This is a genomic window from Bartonella sp. AA18HLJMS (assembly GCF_042197245.1).
Classification (GTDB): domain Bacteria; phylum Pseudomonadota; class Alphaproteobacteria; order Rhizobiales; family Rhizobiaceae; genus Bartonella.
Genome location: NZ_JBHIRP010000009.1, coordinates 33,104 through 52,014 on the forward strand (window position 1 = coordinate 33,104; position 18,911 = coordinate 52,014).

Consider the following 18,911-nt stretch of genomic DNA (forward strand, 5'->3'; position numbering starts at 1 on the left):
ATAAGTATGTATAGAATGAATATTGACCGTTTAGATTTTGAAACCCCTCAGACTTTAGCCTTGGCATTAGCAGATCGAGTAGCAGCAGAGCTTAGTGTATCTGTTCTTGAGCGCAAGAGAGCTGTTTTAGCGGTGTCTGGTGGTAAAACACCAGAATTGTTTTTTCATTATTTGTCAAAAGCGGATATTGATTGGCAAAAGATTATTATCACGTTGGTCGATGAACGTTTTGTCCCTACACACGATGAACGTTCAAATGAACATATGGTACGGTGTCATTTGTTACAAAATTTTGCCGCAAAAGCACGTTTTGTAGGGCTTTATCATAAAGCAATTACTGCTGAACTTGCTGCTTTTTCAGCGGCGAGTCGTGTTAATACTTTGCCTAAACCCTTTGATGTTGTTGTTTTAGGAATGGGGGAGGATGGACATACGGCTTCTTTTTTTCCTGATGCTGATCGTTTAAAGCAAGCGCTTGATTTACGAACACAAGCACTTGTTTTACCCCTTCATGCTAAGAGTGCTGTTGAGCCAAGACTCTCACTAACTTTGCCAGTTATTATGCAATCTCGTTGCATTATTCTCCATTTCGAGGGTCTTCAGAAACGCGATTGTTTTGAGGAAGCTTGTCAAGACGGGTCTGAAACAGAAATGCCTATTCGGGCAATTTTGCGTAATTCCCCTCATCTCGTTCAGGTTTATTGGTCGCCTGCAGAAAATGAAATAAGTGAATCAAAATATGCGACACAAGGTGAATAAAAACGTAATCTCTCTCAATGAATGAGGGGAAGAAACAATGAAAGGGGGAGAGAAATATGGCACTTTCCAAGACAATTGCCACAGTTACACGAAGGATTTATGAACGGTCTCAATCAACACGAGAAATTTACTTAGATCGTATTGCAAAAGCACAAGTTCATCGCCCCAAACGGAGTTTTTTAGGATGTGCCAATCAGGCTCATAGCTTTGCTGCTTGTGGTGCAATAGATAAAGAGCGCTTGAAGGGAAATATCGTTGGGAATATTGGCATTATCACGGCATATAACGATATACTTTCAGCACATCAACCTTTTGAAAAATTTCCTCACTTAATTAAAGAGTCGGCCCGTATGGTTGGTGGTGTTGCACAGGTTGCAGGTGGTGTTCCCGCGATGTGCGATGGTGTTACGCAGGGAAATGCGGGGATGGAGCTTTCCCTTTTTTCGCGTGAAGTAATTGCAATGGCAACAGCTATAAGCTTATCACACGATGTCTTTGATGCAGCATTGTATCTTGGGGTGTGTGATAAAATTGTGCCAGGTTTATTGATTGGTGCCCTAACATTTGGTCATTTACCAGGAATTTTTATAGCAGCTGGTCCCATGACAAGTGGTCAAGGTAATGATGAAAAAGCGAAGATACGTCAACTTTACGCGGAAAATAAAATAGATCGCCAAACACTTTTAGCATCAGAAGCACGTTCTTATCATGGGCCAGGAACATGTACATTTTATGGAACAGCTAACTCTAATCAGGTGATACTGGAGATGATGGGGCTTCATATGCCTGGAGCTTCTTTTATTAATGCGAATACACCGTTGCGTGATGCTTTAACAAAAGAAGCTACGAAACGTGTACTTGAAATGACAGATCTTGGTGATCATTATAGTCCACTTGGTATGATCATTGATGAGCGTTCTTTTGTGAATGCCATTGTAGGATTAAATGCAACAGGAGGTTCTACCAATCATGCGATTCATTTGATTGCTATGGCTGCTGTTTGCGGTATTAAATTGACATGGCATGATATTGCAGAAATTTCATCCGTTGTGCCTCTTTTAGCGCGCATTTATCCTAACGGTTTAGCAGATATTAATCATTTTTACGCTGCGGGGGGAATGGGATTTATTATTCGCGAGCTTATCGAGGCAGGCTTGGTCCATGAAGATGTTTCTACGGTTTTTGGTAAAGATCTCAATGCTTATGCAATTGAAGCAAAGCTTTCTGCTGATGGTCATGTGGTGCGTGAAGCGGCTCTTAAGGAAAGTGGTGATCATAAGGTGTTAGCGGGGTGGAGAAAGCCATTTCAGCTTGATGGTGGTCTTCGTGTTTTATCAGGAGATTTGGGAACAGCTATTATAAAAGTTTCCTCTGTTAAACCAGAGTATTGGCAGATTAAAGCACCAGTCTTTGTTTTTAATGATCAAGAGGAACTACAAAAATCTTTTAAATCTGGAGTGTTGCATAATAAAGACTTTATCGCTGTCATTCGCTATCAAGGACCAAAAGCCAATGGTATGCCAGAGCTTCATAAATTAACGACCATTTTAGGCGTTTTACAAGATCGCGGTCAAAAGGTAGCATTGATAACCGATGGGCGTATGTCAGGAGCGTCAGGAAAAATTCCTGCTGCTCTCCATGTGACACCAGAAGCAGTGGATAATGGCCCCATTGCACGTTTGCAGGATGGTGATATTGTTTTTCTTGATGCTCATGAGGGTAAATTAACCCTTTTGGAGGATTTAGCAAAATTTAACGCGCGAAAAATCATATCTCCGGATCTTTCAAAAAACGAACATGGTGTTGGACGCGAACTTTTTCATGTTTTTCGTCAATCCGTTAATCGTGCAGATCAAGGGGCATCTGTTTTTATGACATGAAAAATGCAAAAATAAATAAGCTGAATCATATACAATTAAACCATATACAAGGAATTGTTACAATTTTTAGAATTTTGGTATAGGCAGATTGTATGATCGTGCGGCCGCTTTGAGTGTATTAACCATAAGCATGGCAATTGTCATTGGTCCAACGCCTCCTGGAACAGGGGTGATCGCAGCAGCTTTTTCTTTTACATTTTCAAAATCGACATCACCAACAAGACGTGTTTTCCCTATACCTTTTTCTGGTGCAGCAACGCGGTTAATACCGACATCAATAACAATTGCACCATCTTTTATCCAGTCTTTTTTAATCATTTGTGGGCGGCCTACAGCTGCTACTAGAATATCAGCGCTTCGACACACATCATCAAGGTCACGGGTACGACTATGGGCAATTGTCACAGTGGCATTGGCTGCTGTTAAAAGGGCAGCCATAGGTTTTCCAACAATATTAGAGCGTCCAACAACGACAGCATCAAGTCCAGATAAATCTTGCCCACAGTGTTGTTCAATCATCATCATGGCACCAGCTGGAGTGCAGGGAATCATCGCATCTTCAAGTGCGTTTGCCGCGAGTTTTCCTACATTAATATAATGAAAACCATCAACATCTTTTTGGAAAGCAACGGCTTGTGTTATGCGATTTGTATTCATATGAGCAGGGAGAGGCAGCTGTACCAAAATACCATGAATTTTGGGATCAGAATTTAATGTTGTAATAAGTTGAAGGAGATCTTTTTCTTGCGTTTCTTTGGAAACGACATGTTTGATTGAAAGAAACCCACATTCTTCGGCTTTTTTATTTTTTGAGGTGACATATACTTGACTTGCAGGATCATCTCCAACGATAATAACAGCGATACTAGGTTGTATATTATAGTGATGGCGGAGCTTTGCTGTTTCGGCCTTAACTTTCACAATAATCTCTTCAGCAAGTTTTTTTCCGTCGATAATATTATTCATTCAGAGATCCTTTCGGTAAGGCTGTTTGTTTTTTTTGTAAAGCATTTTCTAATAATACGATAGAGTTTTATAGCAATATTCATATGAGAACAGTAAGAATGGTTTTATAATGTTGTGGATTTATAGTTTTGAAGACTTTTAAATAATTGCTTTATAAAGAAGCAGCAACATTGCTGTTTGAATAAATTTTGGATAAAGAACAAAAATAATGAAGATACAAAGTGGATATAGTGAATTATAGGATTATAAAAACTTTTTATGATCATTTAAGTTTGTTTTTAATCTGTTATAGGGGGATAAGTATAGAGGGATAATGTGCGCATCAGAATAATAAAATTTTTGAGCGGAGTTTTTATTACAATTATCTTTTTATTTGGAGTGGGGATTCTCGTTTTACCTTATCTTATTTCTACAGATGCGATTCGTATTCGTTTAGCGCAGGATTTAAGTGCATGGACGGGTTACAATGTGCAATTGCGTGATCCACCGCGGTTACATCTTTTTCCTTATCCTAAAGCATTTCTTTCTGGCGTTACTTTAACATCAAAAATGGATGATGTTGCGCCATTAATGGAAGCTGAATCAATAGAAGTTGATCTTTCTGTCGTCGATCTTCTTTGGGGACATATTTCTTTTTCAGAGACGCGGATTATGCGTCCTCAATTTGTTATGGAAAAGCCTGTTAAAACAATAGCAGATTTTTTTGATCGGTTTTCTCGCTCACAAGGTGCATTAGGGGTGGCTATACGTAATACGCGTGAAATATTAAAACATAATCCTGAGCATCCAGAGATAGAGCACCTTTTAAAACAACCTTTTGGACGGATTGTCATTAAAAATGGTGTTCTTGTGTATCACGATAGTTTTTCAGGAGTAGCAGAAAAAATAACAGGATTAAATGCAACTTTAGATTGGCCGGAATCAACTCAGGAAGTACGGTTACGTGCAGATGCGCGTTGGCGCGGAGAATTTACAAAATTATCACTTGATGCTTCTCAAGCATTGCTGCTTCTTGCAGGAGGCAAAAGTCATATTAGGGCAAGTCTCAATTCTGTACGTGGGGGAATAACTTTTACAGGAAAGGCTCGATTATCTGAATATTATATTTTTGACGGAAAAGTGTCGATGCGTTCTCCTGGATGGAATCAGACATTGTCTTGGGTTGGTGGAAATCAGTTTTGGGGACATAAATTAAAAATACCCATTGTATGGGAATCTCATTTTTTAGCGCAGCCAATGCATATCCAAATGAACAATGTTACATTTACGATGGGGAAAGCCAATGCGCGAGGAGCTTTGAAACTCGATTTTCAAGATTATGTACCAAATCTCATGGGCTCTTTAGCTTTTGATAACCTAGACCTTAGCCTCTTGGGTTCAATGTTTTTTTCAGGTAAAAAGAAAAATGCCTGCTTTGACATGAGAATTTTTGATCGTATTGGCGTGGATATACGACTTTCTGCGCCACAAGCTAAAATAGGAAATATTTCACTCACAAATTTAGCTGCTGCAATACAAATAAGAGATGGGCATGGTATTTTTGATCTTGGACATGCGAATATTTTTGGTGGATCCGTGCAAAGTAATATTGAAGTTACGTCAGCTGGACAGAAAGTGCGTATTGGAGGAAATATTTCAGGCGCTTCTATTGATATGCAGGAGACTTTAGAAATTTGGGGATTTATTCCATTTATACAAAGCAAAACGAATTTTACTGCAACGGTACGAACACTTGCTGATTCTTGGCCAGAAATTTTTACGAAAATGCAGGGTGAGTTAACACTGAAGATGTCTTCTGGTCGGCTATTAGGGTATGATCTGAATGAATTACAAACAAGACTTTCAAATAAACAACAATTTCTTTTAATGAATAATGATACTTTTTTAACAACATTTGATTACTGGGATATTCAGACAAGCTTTTCAGAAGGTATGATGAAGGTAACAGAGTCATTAATGCGTACAGCAGACTTGAGCTTATCCATTCAAGGAACCATTGCAACTGCTATTGCGCAAGGGAAGGAAAATGAACTGATATTACAGGCACAACTACGCAAAAACTATAGATCAGAAACTTTATGTAAAGATGTCCAATGTCTTGCTAATAGCCTTGCATGGCCTTTTACTTTTTCTCTAAGCTCTAAAGGACAAAATCATGGTGATTTTTGGGTTACAAAAGATATTGACGCAGATTGAGTATCGTTTTTCATCTGTATAATATTCTATCCTGTAATGGTAATTCGTCTTTTTGCAACTTAAAATTGTCTTTTAAATTTAAATCAGAGCTCCCATTATCGGAAGATTCTCTCATTTTAAATCCGTTCGTCGTGAAGCAGTAAAAACCATCCTCACCGTCATAATAAGTGAGGTTGGTATAGATAAATGACTGAAGAGAGGAATAAAAAACCTTCTTATGGAATCTTTCAAATACAAGAGATTCATAATATTGGTGCTAATCTTATAAAAATTGCTAAAAAACATTAAAATTTTAAGGAGGATGTTGGCCAGTGCTTATTGAATCGCAGAAGAAATACCATAGCCATCTTTGGTAATTGTATGCTTCCCGTCGGCTCCAACAGAACCAATTCCCACTGTAATCAAAATAAAGGCTAAGAGGGTTGTAATCGTAATAATTGTAGCTTTTTTAGCAGACATATTTTTCCTCCACGGATGCATCAATGACTGAATGCAAAGATGAATGGTGCATTATTTAAACTTTTATGAAAGCAGAATCACTTAAGGATCTATAAGTTCCTATTATTATCTCATAAAGCTAAAAAAACTCTATAATTCTTTAATATATTATAGTTCTATAGATATAATTTTTTCTTTTTGCTATATATTTTTCTTCATTTTCTTGATGACGATAGTGAGCATTGGCAAAATTTTTATGCGCATAAATTATAAACTTAAAAGATTATTTATCCGACAGACATTGGCTTTGAATGAAGAAATAAAGATAGAGGGGGCACAAGCTTCTTATCTTATGCATGTTTTGCGTATGAAAGAAGGAGCAGAAATTTTACTTTTTAATGGACAGGATGGTGAGTGGCTTGCTAAACTTATCACTGTTAAGAAAAAATTTGTTGTGGTTCAGCTTATCCATCAAGAAAGATTACAGACGACGCATTCCAATCTTATTTATTGCTTTGCTCCACTCAAAAATGCGCGGTTGGATTATATGGTGCAGAAAGCTGTTGAAATGGGGGTATCGATTTTGCAGCCTGTTATAACGCATCATACGCAGGTTACGCGTATCAATATGGCGCGTATGGAAGCCAATGTTATTGAAGCTTCTGAACAGTGTGGAATTTTATCTCTTCCTGAATGCGTATCGGCTCTATCATTAGCAGAACTTTTAGCACAGTGGGATGAGACACAGCCTTTATTCTTTTGTGATGAAGAGCATAAATCGCATAATCCATTACCTTTTTTTAAAAAGCGTGACGTTACAACACCTGGTATTCTTATTGGACCGGAAGGTGGCTTTAGTGAAGAAGAGCGGAGCTTTTTAAAAAAACATCCTTTTGTGGTTCCAATATCACTAGGTCCGCGTATTTTACGCGCTGATACTGCCGCTGTTGCTGCTTTGGCTCTTCTTAATGCTACCGTGGGGGATTGGGCAATGGATTGAGAAATCTGTAAAATCATTCTAAACAATTTATTTAAGATGATGATACCAATTATAGGATACGGTAAGTTATGGCGCTTGATATAACTGATGAAAGTGAAATTTATAACTTAGATTCTTTGGTTAGCTATTTCCAAGGGGGGTATAAAGCAGAAGATGATTGGCGCATTGGTACAGAACATGAAAAATTTCCGTTTTATAGAGATGGTTTTCACCCTGTTCCTTATGAAGGAGAGAGGGGAATCCGAGCGCTTTTAGAGAGGATGCAAAGCGCCTTAGGATGGAAACCTATTTTAGATGAAGAGAATATTATTGGGCTCGTAGGATCAGTTGATCAGGGAGCCATTTCTTTGGAACCTGGGGGACAATTTGAATTATCTGGTGCACCATTAAAATCAGTAAGCCATACATATTACGAGTTGATGGAGCATTTAACTCTTCTCAAAAAAATTGCAGAACCATTAGGTATAGGTTTTCTAGGTCTTGGAGCTAGTCCAAAGTGGACTTTAGCTGAAACGCCGCGAATGCCTAAATCACGTTATCAGATTATGACTGATTATATGCCTAAAGTGGGGTATAATGGTCTTAATATGATGTATCGCACATCAACAGTTCAGGTTAATCTTGATTTTTCATCTGAAAGTGATATGCGGCGAAAAATGCAAGTATCCATGAAGTTACAGTCCATTGCAACGGCATTATTTGCAAGTTCGCCTTTTACAGAAGGGCGCCCAAATGGCTTTTTATCGTGGCGTTCTGAAATTTGGCGTAATACGGATAATCAGAGGACAGGCGTTCTGCCCTTTGTATTTTCTGAGCGTTTTGGTTTTGCTGATTATGTTGAATGGGCCCTTGATGTTCCAATGTATTTTGTTGTGCGTGATGGTCGTTATTATGATTGTACACACATAACGTTTCGTCAGTTTATGAATGGAGCATTAAAAGGACAAGTTGCAAATTCAATTCCAAACATGGGAGATTGGATTAATCACTTATCAACGTTATTTCCTGAAGTCCGATTAAAAAGATTTTTAGAAATGAGGGGAGCTGATTGTGGTTCTTGGAAGCGCATTTGTGCGTTGTCAGCTTTTTGGGTTGGGCTTCTTTATGATAGGGAAGCACTTAATGAGGCAGAGGCTTTGACAAAAGATTGGTGTTTTGAAGAAGTTTTAGAGTTGCGCCAACGTGTTCCTAAAGAAGGGTTAAGAACTCCTTTTCGTCAAACTATTCTTTTAGAGTTAGCACGTCAAGCTCTTACTATTGCTCGCAAAGGCTTAAAAAATCGCAAACAGTATGATACGAATGGTTTTGATGAAACAAATTTTCTTAATCCTTTAGAAGAGGTTGTTGCAATGGGACAAACAGATGCTGAAAAATATTTGTCCCATTACTATTCTATTTGGAATGAGTCTGTAGAACCTTTATTTTTAGAATGTGCCTATTAAATTTGAAGCAAAGATACTTCCTATTTTTTTAAAAATACATATCACCGTGGTGGTTCATTCACTCATTTGCTCTAGAGAGCATACCCTATCTTGCTTTTAACATTTCTCATAACGGAAAGGATACAATACAAAAATTTCTTGGGGAGTGTGATTTTTATACCTAATAATATCACGATATTTCCGTAATCATAATGTTGTCCCTTTGTACAAAAGATAGTTCATAAGAGATAAAGCTTATTATCAAACATTTTTTATTCACTTGGCTAAGCCTACTTATGAATAGGTCTGAAAATAATATTTTTTACTTTTAAAAGGGATAAAAAAATATAATTTGCCGTTAATAGTCAATTATTATAATTCAATATACGATGCTTATATGAAAGAGTATTTTATTATACAAAAATTACGATATCAATCTTTCAGTGCGCTAAAAAGAAAGTAGAAAAAATACCGATAGATCGATGTATGTATAACTCAATTTTATTTTTATAAAAAAAGAAATATATTATGTAAATAGATAGAAATAAAGATTATTATATATATATAATGAATGTGTTAATTACATCATTAAATATTGATAAATAAAAAATATTATCTTCATAGAGTTATATGAAATTATAAGCTATTCATAGATAAGAAATAACTATTTGTATGCAAAGGGGTATTATATTAAAATACTATTATTCTTGATAAAGAGGCACGAGATAAAGAGATTGAATTTGCAACGAATGAGTGTTTGAATACGCACAAAAAGTCAAAAAAGCACAACATTTCTATAGCAGAATAATCTTTATCAGTATGAGCGCAACTTATTATAGGCAATTAATTATCCCCATACATTGTAAATCTACTGTAAGACTGCTTTTAATGCTTTAAACTGTATTATTCATAAAATTTATAATATTTTTAGGTTTAAAGCCTCCCATTTTAATCATATATCCTCAGTCTTTTCCATTGTTTTCATTATCTAGAAATTTGTAATCGTCTTTGTTATGCTCTCACTAGGATAAGCAGCTTTAAAATGTGCTCGTCCTTCATCCCTAATGGCATCACGCCTCTGTAAACCAGATGTTTTTCTTTCCTTTATTGAATTTGCAAACAAATGGGATTGTTTTTCATCATGAACAGTTACAGAGATTCAACGTTTTTATAAAGATACCGTGGAAAGCATTGATCTGTATCTATTGCATCTAGATTAGGCAAATTCTTAGCTATCAATACAGAAAAAACGCTTCGTGCTCCTATGCCTGTAATTTGTATCATCCTATTTTCAACTTTTTGTCCTATCAGGACTATACGAGGCATTTGGTAAATTCCATCGTTGAGATTCCGATTACAATAAAACCACTGTTGCGTAAAAGGATGATATGAACTCTGAGTGAGGCATGCCTCTTCAAATTCAAAAACCTTTCCTCTTATTAGTTCTTGCGTAAGATTATAACTCCAACTTATCTTTTTTATATCTAAAGTGGCAAAATTATCTATAGCATGTGCACGTGTTGTTCGATCAGCATATGAATAGGTATCGTTAAAACGTTTTACTGCGCTATTATAAAAAGCAATCATATTATTTATATTTGCTGCTCAAGCTCCGCCCTCCAATGTTGCGACAGCTCTTGCATTAAGATGTTTCATAAAAGGTCTTTTTACTCCTTTCTTATACATTTTTACCCATACGCCAGCCCTGCTTGTGACGTGCAAGCAAATGATTTTGATTGATTCAAGATAAACAGGTTTGAAATGAGAGAATCTTACGTTATTCGGGACTCTCATTTAATATGCAAATTTAATATGCAAAACAGTAAATTATGATTATAAATCAACATGTTGTATTTCAAAGCCTTTTTATGACTATAAAAAGAGTTTTGAAAAATAAAAAAGCTTTCATTGAGAGCAAAGAAAGAATGTATAAAAAGTATTTTCAATAAAATAATTATATTTGAAGTGCTGATCAAAGCTATTGAGAGTGCAGTCCATAAAATGAGCAGAAGTAGCTTGTTGGTGTATTTTCTAGAAAAATCATGAATGTTCAATTGTTAATTCATCCTTGCTTGGAAAGCCCGCTTCAGTTCAAATAGAAAAAGAGAGAGGTAAGGAGATTTATAGGATAAGATATGCTGTAATTATTCAGTATTAAGATGCAATGAATGTTGCTTATATTTCTCTTTTTTAAATATTTTATGAGAGTGAAAATTTAAAGAATAAGAAAATAATTTTATTTATTTTCTTTAAACAGTTATTAGTAGATAAAAAATTCTCTTTTAATCTATAAATTAAAAAAATAATGATTTTGTAAAAGCCTTGTAAGCTTTATAGGTTAATTTTAAATATCATGCATTGATTTTGAATTATGCAGATTATTTATGTCAACCATAATAATAGTGAGTATAGACAATGACATTTAATTTTTTCGTCAATTTATTTCTATTTGTTATTTTTTTATTATTGGTTTCTCAAAGTAAGAAAATGCAATGGAGTCTTTCACTACGTGTTATGCTATGGCTTATCCTTGGCTTGATTTTTGGAAGTGTTTTGCAGTTTATTTATGGAGAGGGTGAAAGCACTTTATTGAAATCCGTTGAATGGTTTAACATTGTCGGTGAGGGCTATATTTTATTGTTGCAAATGATTGTTATGCCATTGGTTTTTATCTCTATCGTTTCAGCAGTTGCTCATTTACATTCTGTTTATGCTGTTGGAAAGATGAGTATAATAACAATTTCAATATTGCTTTTTACAACGGCTCTTTCAGCATTGGTTGGTGTGCTTGTGGTTAATTTTTTTGGATTAACAACCGATGGTTTGGTGCATGAAGGGCAAAATGTTTCTGCTCTTCTTGAAGGTCATATTTCTAAACTTGGAGATATGAATATACCAAAGATGATTTTGTCTATGATTCCTAAAAATCCATTTGCTGAGTTGAGTGGAGCTAAACGTACGTCAATTATCAGTGTTGTTATTTTTGCGTCATTTTTAGGTGCATCGGTTCTTCTTTTAAAGAAAGATGAGCCAGAAAAAGGAGAAAAAGCGCTTTTATTTATTCAAGTGGCACAAGCTTGGATTATGCGGTTAGTCCGTATTGTGATTGCTTTGACGCCTTATGGTATTTTTGCACTTATGACGAAAGTAGGAGCAATATCGCGTATTACAGATATTTTAAATTTACTGGTTTTTATCATTGCCTCTTATGTCGGTATTATTTTAATTTTTGGAATTCATGGTGTATTGCTTGGTATTTCTGGGATTAATCCCTTTCGTTTTTTCAAAAAGGTTTTACCAGTTTTAACATTTGCTTTTAGCAGTCGTTCAAGTGCTGCAAGTATTCCTTTGAATATTGAAGCGCAAACACAGTGGATAGGTGTACCACAATCCATTGCGAGTTTTGCAGCTTCTTTTGGGGCAACAATTGGACAAAATGGTTGTGCTGGTCTTTATCCAGCAATGCTTGCGACCATGATTGCACCCTCTATGGGTATTAATCCTCTTGATCCCACTTGGATTGCTACGCTTGTTGGTGTTGTAACGTTGAGTTCTATTGGTGTTGCTGGTGTGGGGGGAGGTGCTATTTTCGCTGCATTGATTGTGTTACCAATTATGGGGCTTCCTGTTACTTTGGTTGCTGTACTTATCTCTATTGAACCGCTAATTGATATGGGACGTACTGCTCTAAACGTGAGCGATTCAATGATAGCTGGAACGGTCACTAGTCAAATATTACGGACAACAGATAAAAGTATTTTTAAAAAATAATTTTAGATTATATTTTTTGGGGCTGTAAAACATCTGTAAGAGATATTTGCGCTGAACCAGGTTGTAGGGGTTTTTGTTGGTTGGGATGAGGAGCCCAACCAGAGAGCCAGATGAAAGAAAAATGTGCACGAATACGTCCATCAGGATCACTAAATTGTTGTGCATAGATTTCAGCTGCGCGGAGAAAAAAACGTTTGGATACAGGGCGTCGTGAACGATTGATGAGTGCATTTTGCATTCCCATAGCTTTAAGATCGTGCATAAGGTCAAACATTGTATTATAACGTATTGTGATATCTTCAACGTCTGCTACAGGCAGGGCAAAGCCAACACGCTGTAAAAGAGCGCCTGCATCACGAATGTTGGCAAAAGGGTAGATTCTAGGGCTTGCTCCACCATAAATTTCACTTTCAGCTTGCAGCAGGCTTTCCCGCAATTCTCTTAATGTACCAGCTCCTGCCATAACAGCAAGAAATAAGCCATCTGGTTTAAGAGTATTTTTTATCTGGCTTAGAACACCAGGGGTATCATTGGTCAATTGTAATGAAAGAAGTGAAACAATAAGGTCACAGTAACTTTGAGGTAAATCAAGAAATTCTCGATGACGTAAATGAAATTTTTTATCATGGCTTTGATAAAGCGTATCGGTCTCAATGCGTTCTATGGAACAAACTTTTCCAGATTTCATTAAAGCTTGCGCAGCAAGGTCTGTATGGCTGTGTAAATCGAGAGCTAATGTAAAGAGGCGATCAACAGTGCTAAGGCGTTTATAGAGATCTTCTGCCATGTGAGAGAGTAAAAAGTCACATCCTTTTTTTGCTTTTTGAAAGGCACGTTTTCGGAATTGTTCAATGCGGTTATGATCAAAAATTAAAGGATGCGACATATTGTAGAACACTTTCGATCTATGAAAGAATATATTTTGAAAAGGTTCATTATTTGTGCAAGCTCTGTCAAGTTTATAATATGAAAGAAAATAAATTTATAGAAGGTAAGAGTTTTTAAAGGAATTAAAATTATAAGTTTAGGAAATACAAAGGAACTTTTGTTCTGAGGGAAACTTGTAAAAGCCTAAATTTATAATGTTGTATTTTCGAGAAGCGGCGTTAAATAGCGGAGATATACTAAGTAAGTTCGTTGAACGCTTGAAAACGATGCTTTATCCACCAATTTGTCCTGGATGTAAGCAAAATGTTTCTACTTATGGTACGATTTGCTCCGAATGTTGGAAAGATCTTCAATTTATCACGAAACCTTATTGTCCTGTTATGGGGACTCCTTTTGTTTGTGATATGGGGGATGGTTTTCTTAGTGGTGAAGCACTCCGTAACTCCCATCCTTTTTCACGTGTTCGCTCAGTCATTGTTCATAAAGGGCTTGCACGAACTTTAGTAACGCGCTTAAAATATGGTGATCATATAGAATTGGCATCATTTATGGCCAATTGGATGATGTTTGCTGGACGCGAGGTTATTGATGATTGTGATGTTATTATTCCCATTCCATTGCATTTTCGTCGTTTTTGGGAGAGGCGTTATAATCAATCTGCTGAGCTTGCACGTTATATTGCAGCATCACAAAAAAAGCTTTTAAAACCGAGTTGGCTTGTTCGTTGTCGGCATACCCGTCCGCAGGTTAGTCTTTCTTCGAGAGAGAGAAAACTTAACGTAAAAAATGCTTTTAAGGTTTCGCATAAAGTTAAAAAATATCTCAAAGGATGTTCTGTTTTGCTGATTGATGATGTATTTACAACGGGTGCAACAGTTACAGCAGCAGCTGCTGCATTAAAAGATGCAGGTGCACGACAGGTTGATGTGCTAACATTTTCGCGTGTTCTCAAAGAAGATTCTATTTTTCCCTCTTCTTAAGAGGAATTTAAAATGAATATTATTAAAAAATATTGGAGGATAATACTATGAAAGAGGTAATAATTTATACACGCCCTAACTGTCCTTATTGTACAAAAGCACGTGATTTGCTTAATAAAAAAGGCGTAAAGTATACAGATATTGATGCTTCCACATCCCTTCGCCAAGAAATGGTACAGCGTGCAAATGGACGTAATACATTTCCACAAATTTTCATAGGTGATTATCACGTTGGCGGTTGTGATGATCTTTATGCTTTAGAGGCTGAGGGAAAGCTCAATTCTTTATTACAAGGCATATAATATTTGTAAATTACATATTCTTAAGACCGTTTTGCAAGAAGGAGATAGTTAACGCCCATGTCTTTTGAGCGATTCCAGCTGTCGTTTAATGGGTTATAAGTAATACCTATCTCATCAACGACAGTCAGAGCGTTTTTTGATAAGAAATTTTTAAGTTCTAGAGGTTTTAGGAATTTTTTATAATCATGGGTTCCTTTAGGAAGCCAACGTAGAATATATTCAGCGCCTACAATAGCAAGCCCCCATGCTTTCCATGTGCGGTTGAGTGTTGAGACAAACATCAACCCTTGTGGTTTCAACATTTTTGCTGTAGCTGCTATGAAAAGATTAACGTCAGCGACATGTTCAACAACTTCCATATTAAGGATGATATCAAATTTTTCTCCTTCATTGGCAAGTACTTCTGCTGTCGTCGTGCGGTAATCAATTAAAAGGTCATTTTGAGCTGCATGGGTTTTTGCGACTTCAATATTTGTTTGTGCAGCATCAACGCCTACAACTATAGCACCAAGACGTGCCATTGGTTCAGATAACAAGCCTCCTCCACAGCCAATATCAAGAATTTTCAAATTGTGAAAGGGCGTAAGTGAAGAAGGGTCACGATTAAACTCTAAACAGATTTTTTCTCTGATGTAAGCAAGGCGTGTTGGGTTAAATTGGTGAAGAGGTCGAAATTTTCCTTGTGGATTCCACCATTCTGTAGCAATACGTGAAAAATGATCAATTTCACTTTGATCAATAGTCGTTTGTGTTTCATCGATCATGTTGCCTTCCTTTATTTTTAATGATCAGGTCAAGTAGATTTTATACAAAGTCAAGAGAAATTAATATAATCATAATGAAACTTGCACAAATGATAGATATTCGCTATGTCGAGAAAATGGTTAGTTGATACAGCATCTAATTCTCATTACTGTTTGAGATAAGAGATGTAAAGGTAAGAGTGTTATTAATGGCGCGCATTGTCATGAAATTTGGTGGAACATCTGTAGCAAACATTGAATGTATTCATAATGTTGCAAGGCATGTCAAAAGAGAGGTTGATGCAGGCAATGAGGTTGCCGTTGTCGTATCTGCGATGGCTGGTAAAACAAATGAACTTGTTCAGTGGACAAGTGATGCTTCCTCTATGCATAGAGATGCTCGTGAATATGATGTTGTGGTTGCTTCTGGTGAACAGGTTACGTCAGGTTTGTTGGCTTTGACACTTCAAGAAATGGGGGTGAATGCACGTTCATGGCTTGGTTGGCAAATTCCTATTCATACAGACAATGCGCATGGCCGTGCACGTATTACTAATATTGATGGATCTTTTTTAATCGAGTGTTTTCAGGAAGGTCAGGTTGCCGTTATTGCTGGTTTTCAGGGGTTATCTCCGGATAACCGGATTTCTACCTTAGGGCGTGGGGGATCAGATACAAGTGCTGTTGCTATAGCCGCTGCTGTACAAGCTGATCGCTGTGATATTTATACGGATGTGGATGGTGTTTATACAACGGATCCACGTATAGAGCCGAAAGCGCGTCGTTTACCAAAAGTAGCTTTTGAAGAAATGCTAGAAATGGCTTCTCTTGGTGCAAAGGTTTTACAGGTTCGTTCTGTTGAATTGGCAATGGTTCATAAGGTTCGTACCTTTGTGCGTTCAAGTTTTGAGGATCCTGATGCGTTAGGCATGGAGGATCCAATGAGTTCTTCTGGAACACTTATTTGCGATGAGGATGAAATTGTGGAACAACAAAATGTTACTGGTATTGCTTTTGCTAAGGATGAAGCACAAATTTCCCTTCGTCGGCTTGCCGATCGTCCAGGGATTTCGGCAGCAATTTTTGGTCCCTTGGCTGAAGAAAGCATTAATGTTGATATGATTGTGCAAAATATTTCTGAAGATGGCTCAAAAACTGATATGACTTTTACTGTACCATCATCAGATGTAGAAAAAGCCGTTACACTTCTTGAAAAGAATCGCAAAGAAATTGGATTTGATGTTCTCCAGTTTGAAAGCGATCTCGCCAAGGTATCTGTGATTGGTATTGGAATGCGTAGCCATGCAGGTGTTGCCGCTACAGCATTTAAGGCTTTGGCTGAAAAGGGTATTAACATTCAAGCAATTACGACCTCAGAAATTAAAATTTCTATTTTGATTGATAGTGCTTACACTGAACTTGCGGTTAGAACATTACATGCTGTTTATGCACTTGATAAGGGATAAGTATTTTTTAGTTTCAACAGAGTTTCAATAACGTAAAGCTTTAATATATATTAATAATTTTTGTTAAGGATATTTATATTTTAACTTAAATGGAATATTTAATACAGCAGGACTCTCTCATTTTAAACTTGTTCATGATGAATTTAAAATGGTCACTTATACATTACAAGAGAAAGATGTTTGGGTAAAAAACGGTTTAAGAAGGGATATAAAATATGCCGTCTATAAACGTTTTAGAACCTATAGAGTGAGATGGAGAAGACTTTACGATAAGCCTTAATAGAACTAAGGAACAATGCACTGCGTTTATTCAAAGAATGCATGTTACATGAGGGACAGCCTCGTGAATACAGATTTAATATTATAAATCTTAGAGAAATGGGAGCTCATTGGATTAGTGACGGAATTACCAAAATAGAATTGATGATGTATTTTCTAGAGATGTTTAGTTTGTCATCAAATGATTGTTTATGACTTTATGTATATCTTGAAAATTTAATTTTTTCCGTATTACGAGGCAATAAAAAATATATCTCTATAGATAATATTTATGTTGCACTATAAGTTATAAAATTACCATGTATTATGCGTTTATAGCTTCTTCAGAAGTACTTTTCATAAAATCATGTAAATATAGATCAAAATTAATGATAATGTTACAGTGTGTTGCTTTTATGATTTTATTACTTAAATTTTTTCCATGTCTATTTCTCTTTTTTGAATTATGATTAAGATTTACAAAGTTTTTGATACCTCCATATGTTCTTTAGGTTAACTTTCTTCCCTTAACTACTCTATTATAAGTATTTTCTGTGTCATACTGCCAATCACACATGAAATACATTCTTTCGTTTTTGCAGTATATTGTGCTAGTTTCTTATCATTTTTACATATTTTGCAAATGGTGGTCTTTGTAAGTAAAGCTCTTCTTGTGAGAAATATAGCCATATTATTTTACTCTTCTTGTATTTTATGTGGCGTTGTATAAATTCGAAAGTCTCGGAAACATTGCTTTTTAAATTATCTATGAAGAGTATTTTATGGTATCAAGAAATATAGAGCGACCTCTTTAAACAAAAAGAAAATAAATATCAAATAAGAGCGGAAAAAGGGGAGAACAACGATATATATGCTCTATTTTTCCATCAATCATATGTTTTAGAATAGTCTAAATGACTAGGGGTTTCTTTTTTCCCGCGAGTTAATTACGTAAACTAGAGTGCTCCCTATGAAAGCATGCTTCAAGTTTAATTCTTTCATGGAGTGAGACAAGCGATGTGTCGATGATAAAAAACGGGAATATTTTTCCACTCCATTGTCAATTTAATAGTGATGTTATGACGTTGTTATTCCAAATAAATCTTTTGTTTTTTGTTACCTGTATCAATATCTAATGTCAGAGCAGATGCATATTTGATGGTATATTGAGACGGATAAGGGGCCTACGAGCAACTCCTGTTTTTGTATGCCAGATAGGAATAAGGATGTTGCGTATACCTAGTGGGGTAATTTCTGAAATGGAGATAAAACCTAATTGGGTGAGAATATGAAGCCATAAAAGTGAAAACCAACTTCCTTTTAATTCTGCTTTACAATTTTCAAAGGTATTGACAGCAATATCTTTTAAATAATGGATATTACACATTGGTTCACGTTTTTGTTTATTGCGTTATTTAAATCGTATATACCTTTCACGTAAAACAAAACGCTATTATAGTGCCAATTTACGCGCTTGTTTTGAAAAAATATCTCTCAAGCCCCCCAAGTCCATTTCACGGCACCGACCATGAATGGTATAACGGTAAAGCCATTGTGCGCCCCATCTCCTTCTTAGATCAAAGGTGTCAGTTGGCCGTCATCATTTAATTTTTAGTTTTCGTGTTGAACAACTCTTGTATGGATATGGTGAAGCAGTCTTCTTTCTTCAAATAATCCATATTTCTCCTCGGCTTGTGACGTGTAAGAGAATAGTCTTGATTGATTTATCATGTACAGATTTGAAATGAAGAAATCATACGATATTTGAACTCCATTCAAGATTTATAATGATAAATTAAATATTTTTTATCCAAAAATAATGTGCTTTTAAGCAGATAAAAAT

General features: G+C 36.1%; 15 protein-coding genes. 9 read left to right on the plus strand and 6 right to left on the minus strand.

Annotated elements, in window-relative coordinates:
* Positions 1–6 precede the first annotated feature (6 nt).
* Complete coding sequence (pgl, locus tag ACFINW_RS06320) at positions 7–759, plus strand: 6-phosphogluconolactonase (RefSeq protein ID WP_375640945.1); 753 nt, start codon at positions 7–9, stop codon at positions 757–759.
* 56 nt (positions 760–815) lie between these two features.
* Complete coding sequence (gene edd / locus ACFINW_RS06325; RefSeq protein WP_375640944.1) at positions 816–2,639, plus strand: phosphogluconate dehydratase; 1,824 nt, start codon at positions 816–818, stop codon at positions 2,637–2,639.
* 66 nt (positions 2,640–2,705) lie between these two features.
* Here edd and folD read toward each other — a convergent pair whose 3' ends face one another.
* Positions 2,706–3,605 (minus strand): bifunctional methylenetetrahydrofolate dehydrogenase/methenyltetrahydrofolate cyclohydrolase FolD, encoded by a 900-nt coding sequence (gene folD, locus ACFINW_RS06330; RefSeq protein WP_375640943.1) that lies wholly within the window; start codon positions 3,603–3,605, stop codon positions 2,706–2,708.
* Positions 3,606–3,920: 315 nt separating this feature from the next.
* Between folD and ACFINW_RS06335 the strand changes: the two genes are divergently transcribed.
* Positions 3,921–5,801, plus strand: coding sequence for an AsmA family protein (locus tag ACFINW_RS06335; RefSeq protein WP_375621106.1), 1,881 nt, complete (start codon positions 3,921–3,923; stop codon positions 5,799–5,801).
* A 315-nt stretch (positions 5,802–6,116) separates the two neighbouring features.
* Here the strand turns inward: ACFINW_RS06335 and ACFINW_RS06340 are convergent, their stop codons facing one another.
* Complete coding sequence (locus tag ACFINW_RS06340; protein WP_273790383.1) at positions 6,117–6,260, minus strand: hypothetical protein; 144 nt, start codon at positions 6,258–6,260, stop codon at positions 6,117–6,119.
* Between the two features lie 235 nt (positions 6,261–6,495).
* Here ACFINW_RS06340 and ACFINW_RS06345 point away from each other — a divergent pair, with 235 nt between their 5' ends.
* Positions 6,496–7,239 carry a 16S rRNA (uracil(1498)-N(3))-methyltransferase gene (locus ACFINW_RS06345; protein WP_375621105.1) on the plus strand — a complete coding sequence of 248 codons (744 nt, stop codon included), beginning with the start codon at positions 6,496–6,498 and terminating at the stop codon, positions 7,237–7,239.
* Positions 7,240–7,307: 68 nt separating this feature from the next.
* Positions 7,308–8,681, plus strand: coding sequence for a glutamate--cysteine ligase (locus ACFINW_RS06350; protein ID WP_375621104.1), 1,374 nt, complete (start codon positions 7,308–7,310; stop codon positions 8,679–8,681).
* Positions 8,682–9,809: 1,128 nt separating this feature from the next.
* On the opposite strand, the gene ACFINW_RS06355 is transcribed toward ACFINW_RS06350, so the two are convergent.
* Entirely contained in the window at positions 9,810–10,247 is a 438-nt protein-coding gene (locus tag ACFINW_RS06355; protein WP_375640942.1) for a type ISP restriction/modification enzyme, read from the minus strand.
* A gap of 828 nt (positions 10,248–11,075) precedes the next feature.
* On the opposite strand from ACFINW_RS06355, the gene ACFINW_RS06360 reads away from it, so the two are divergent.
* A complete protein-coding gene (locus tag ACFINW_RS06360; protein WP_375640941.1) occupies positions 11,076–12,431 on the plus strand; it encodes an L-cystine transporter in 1,356 nt (451 codons plus the stop codon).
* Between the two features lie 7 nt (positions 12,432–12,438).
* Here the strand turns inward: ACFINW_RS06360 and ACFINW_RS06365 are convergent, their stop codons facing one another.
* Positions 12,439–13,317, minus strand: a complete 879-nt coding sequence (locus tag ACFINW_RS06365; RefSeq protein ID WP_375621101.1) for a methyltransferase — start codon at positions 13,315–13,317, stop codon at positions 12,439–12,441.
* Positions 13,318–13,513: 196 nt separating this feature from the next.
* On the opposite strand from ACFINW_RS06365, the gene ACFINW_RS06370 reads away from it, so the two are divergent.
* Positions 13,514–14,299, plus strand: coding sequence for a ComF family protein (locus ACFINW_RS06370; protein WP_375613539.1), 786 nt, complete (start codon positions 13,514–13,516; stop codon positions 14,297–14,299).
* Between the two features lie 47 nt (positions 14,300–14,346).
* Positions 14,347–14,601 carry a glutaredoxin 3 gene (gene grxC, locus ACFINW_RS06375; protein ID WP_375612081.1) on the plus strand — a complete coding sequence of 85 codons (255 nt, stop codon included), beginning with the start codon at positions 14,347–14,349 and terminating at the stop codon, positions 14,599–14,601.
* A gap of 20 nt (positions 14,602–14,621) precedes the next feature.
* Here the strand turns inward: grxC and ubiG are convergent, their stop codons facing one another.
* On the minus strand, positions 14,622–15,365 hold the full coding sequence (gene ubiG / locus ACFINW_RS06380; protein WP_375629567.1) for a bifunctional 2-polyprenyl-6-hydroxyphenol methylase/3-demethylubiquinol 3-O-methyltransferase UbiG: 744 nt from the start codon (positions 15,363–15,365) through the stop codon (positions 14,622–14,624).
* Positions 15,366–15,553: 188 nt separating this feature from the next.
* Between ubiG and ACFINW_RS06385 the strand changes: the two genes are divergently transcribed.
* On the plus strand, positions 15,554–16,810 hold the full coding sequence (locus ACFINW_RS06385; protein WP_375612083.1) for an aspartate kinase: 1,257 nt from the start codon (positions 15,554–15,556) through the stop codon (positions 16,808–16,810).
* 1,396 nt (positions 16,811–18,206) lie between these two features.
* On the opposite strand, the gene ACFINW_RS06390 is transcribed toward ACFINW_RS06385, so the two are convergent.
* Complete coding sequence (locus ACFINW_RS06390; RefSeq protein WP_375629565.1) at positions 18,207–18,455, minus strand: hypothetical protein; 249 nt, start codon at positions 18,453–18,455, stop codon at positions 18,207–18,209.
* Between the last annotated feature and the right edge of the window lie 456 nt (positions 18,456–18,911).

What these genes read in the sequence shown, in the direction of transcription:
- pgl (WP_375640945.1), top strand. Translation starts at nt 7, where the DNA reads ATGTATAGAATGAATATTGACCGTTTAGATTTTGAAACCCCTCAGACT.
- edd (WP_375640944.1), top strand. Translation starts at nt 816, where the DNA reads ATGGCACTTTCCAAGACAATTGCCACAGTTACACGAAGGATTTATGAA.
- folD (WP_375640943.1), bottom strand. Translation starts at nt 3,605, where the DNA reads ATGAATAATATTATCGACGGAAAAAAACTTGCTGAAGAGATTATTGTG.
- ACFINW_RS06340 (WP_273790383.1), bottom strand. Translation starts at nt 6,260, where the DNA reads ATGTCTGCTAAAAAAGCTACAATTATTACGATTACAACCCTCTTAGCC.
- ACFINW_RS06345 (WP_375621105.1), top strand. Translation starts at nt 6,496, where the DNA reads ATGCGCATAAATTATAAACTTAAAAGATTATTTATCCGACAGACATTG.
- ACFINW_RS06350 (WP_375621104.1), top strand. Translation starts at nt 7,308, where the DNA reads ATGGCGCTTGATATAACTGATGAAAGTGAAATTTATAACTTAGATTCT.
- ACFINW_RS06355 (WP_375640942.1), bottom strand. Translation starts at nt 10,247, where the DNA reads ATGATTGCTTTTTATAATAGCGCAGTAAAACGTTTTAACGATACCTAT.
- ACFINW_RS06360 (WP_375640941.1), top strand. Translation starts at nt 11,076, where the DNA reads ATGACATTTAATTTTTTCGTCAATTTATTTCTATTTGTTATTTTTTTA.
- ACFINW_RS06365 (WP_375621101.1), bottom strand. Translation starts at nt 13,317, where the DNA reads ATGTCGCATCCTTTAATTTTTGATCATAACCGCATTGAACAATTCCGA.
- ACFINW_RS06370 (WP_375613539.1), top strand. Translation starts at nt 13,514, where the DNA reads ATGTTGTATTTTCGAGAAGCGGCGTTAAATAGCGGAGATATACTAAGT.
- grxC (WP_375612081.1), top strand. Translation starts at nt 14,347, where the DNA reads ATGAAAGAGGTAATAATTTATACACGCCCTAACTGTCCTTATTGTACA.
- ubiG (WP_375629567.1), bottom strand. Translation starts at nt 15,365, where the DNA reads ATGATCGATGAAACACAAACGACTATTGATCAAAGTGAAATTGATCAT.
- ACFINW_RS06385 (WP_375612083.1), top strand. Translation starts at nt 15,554, where the DNA reads ATGGCGCGCATTGTCATGAAATTTGGTGGAACATCTGTAGCAAACATT.
- ACFINW_RS06390 (WP_375629565.1), bottom strand. Translation starts at nt 18,455, where the DNA reads ATGTGTAATATCCATTATTTAAAAGATATTGCTGTCAATACCTTTGAA.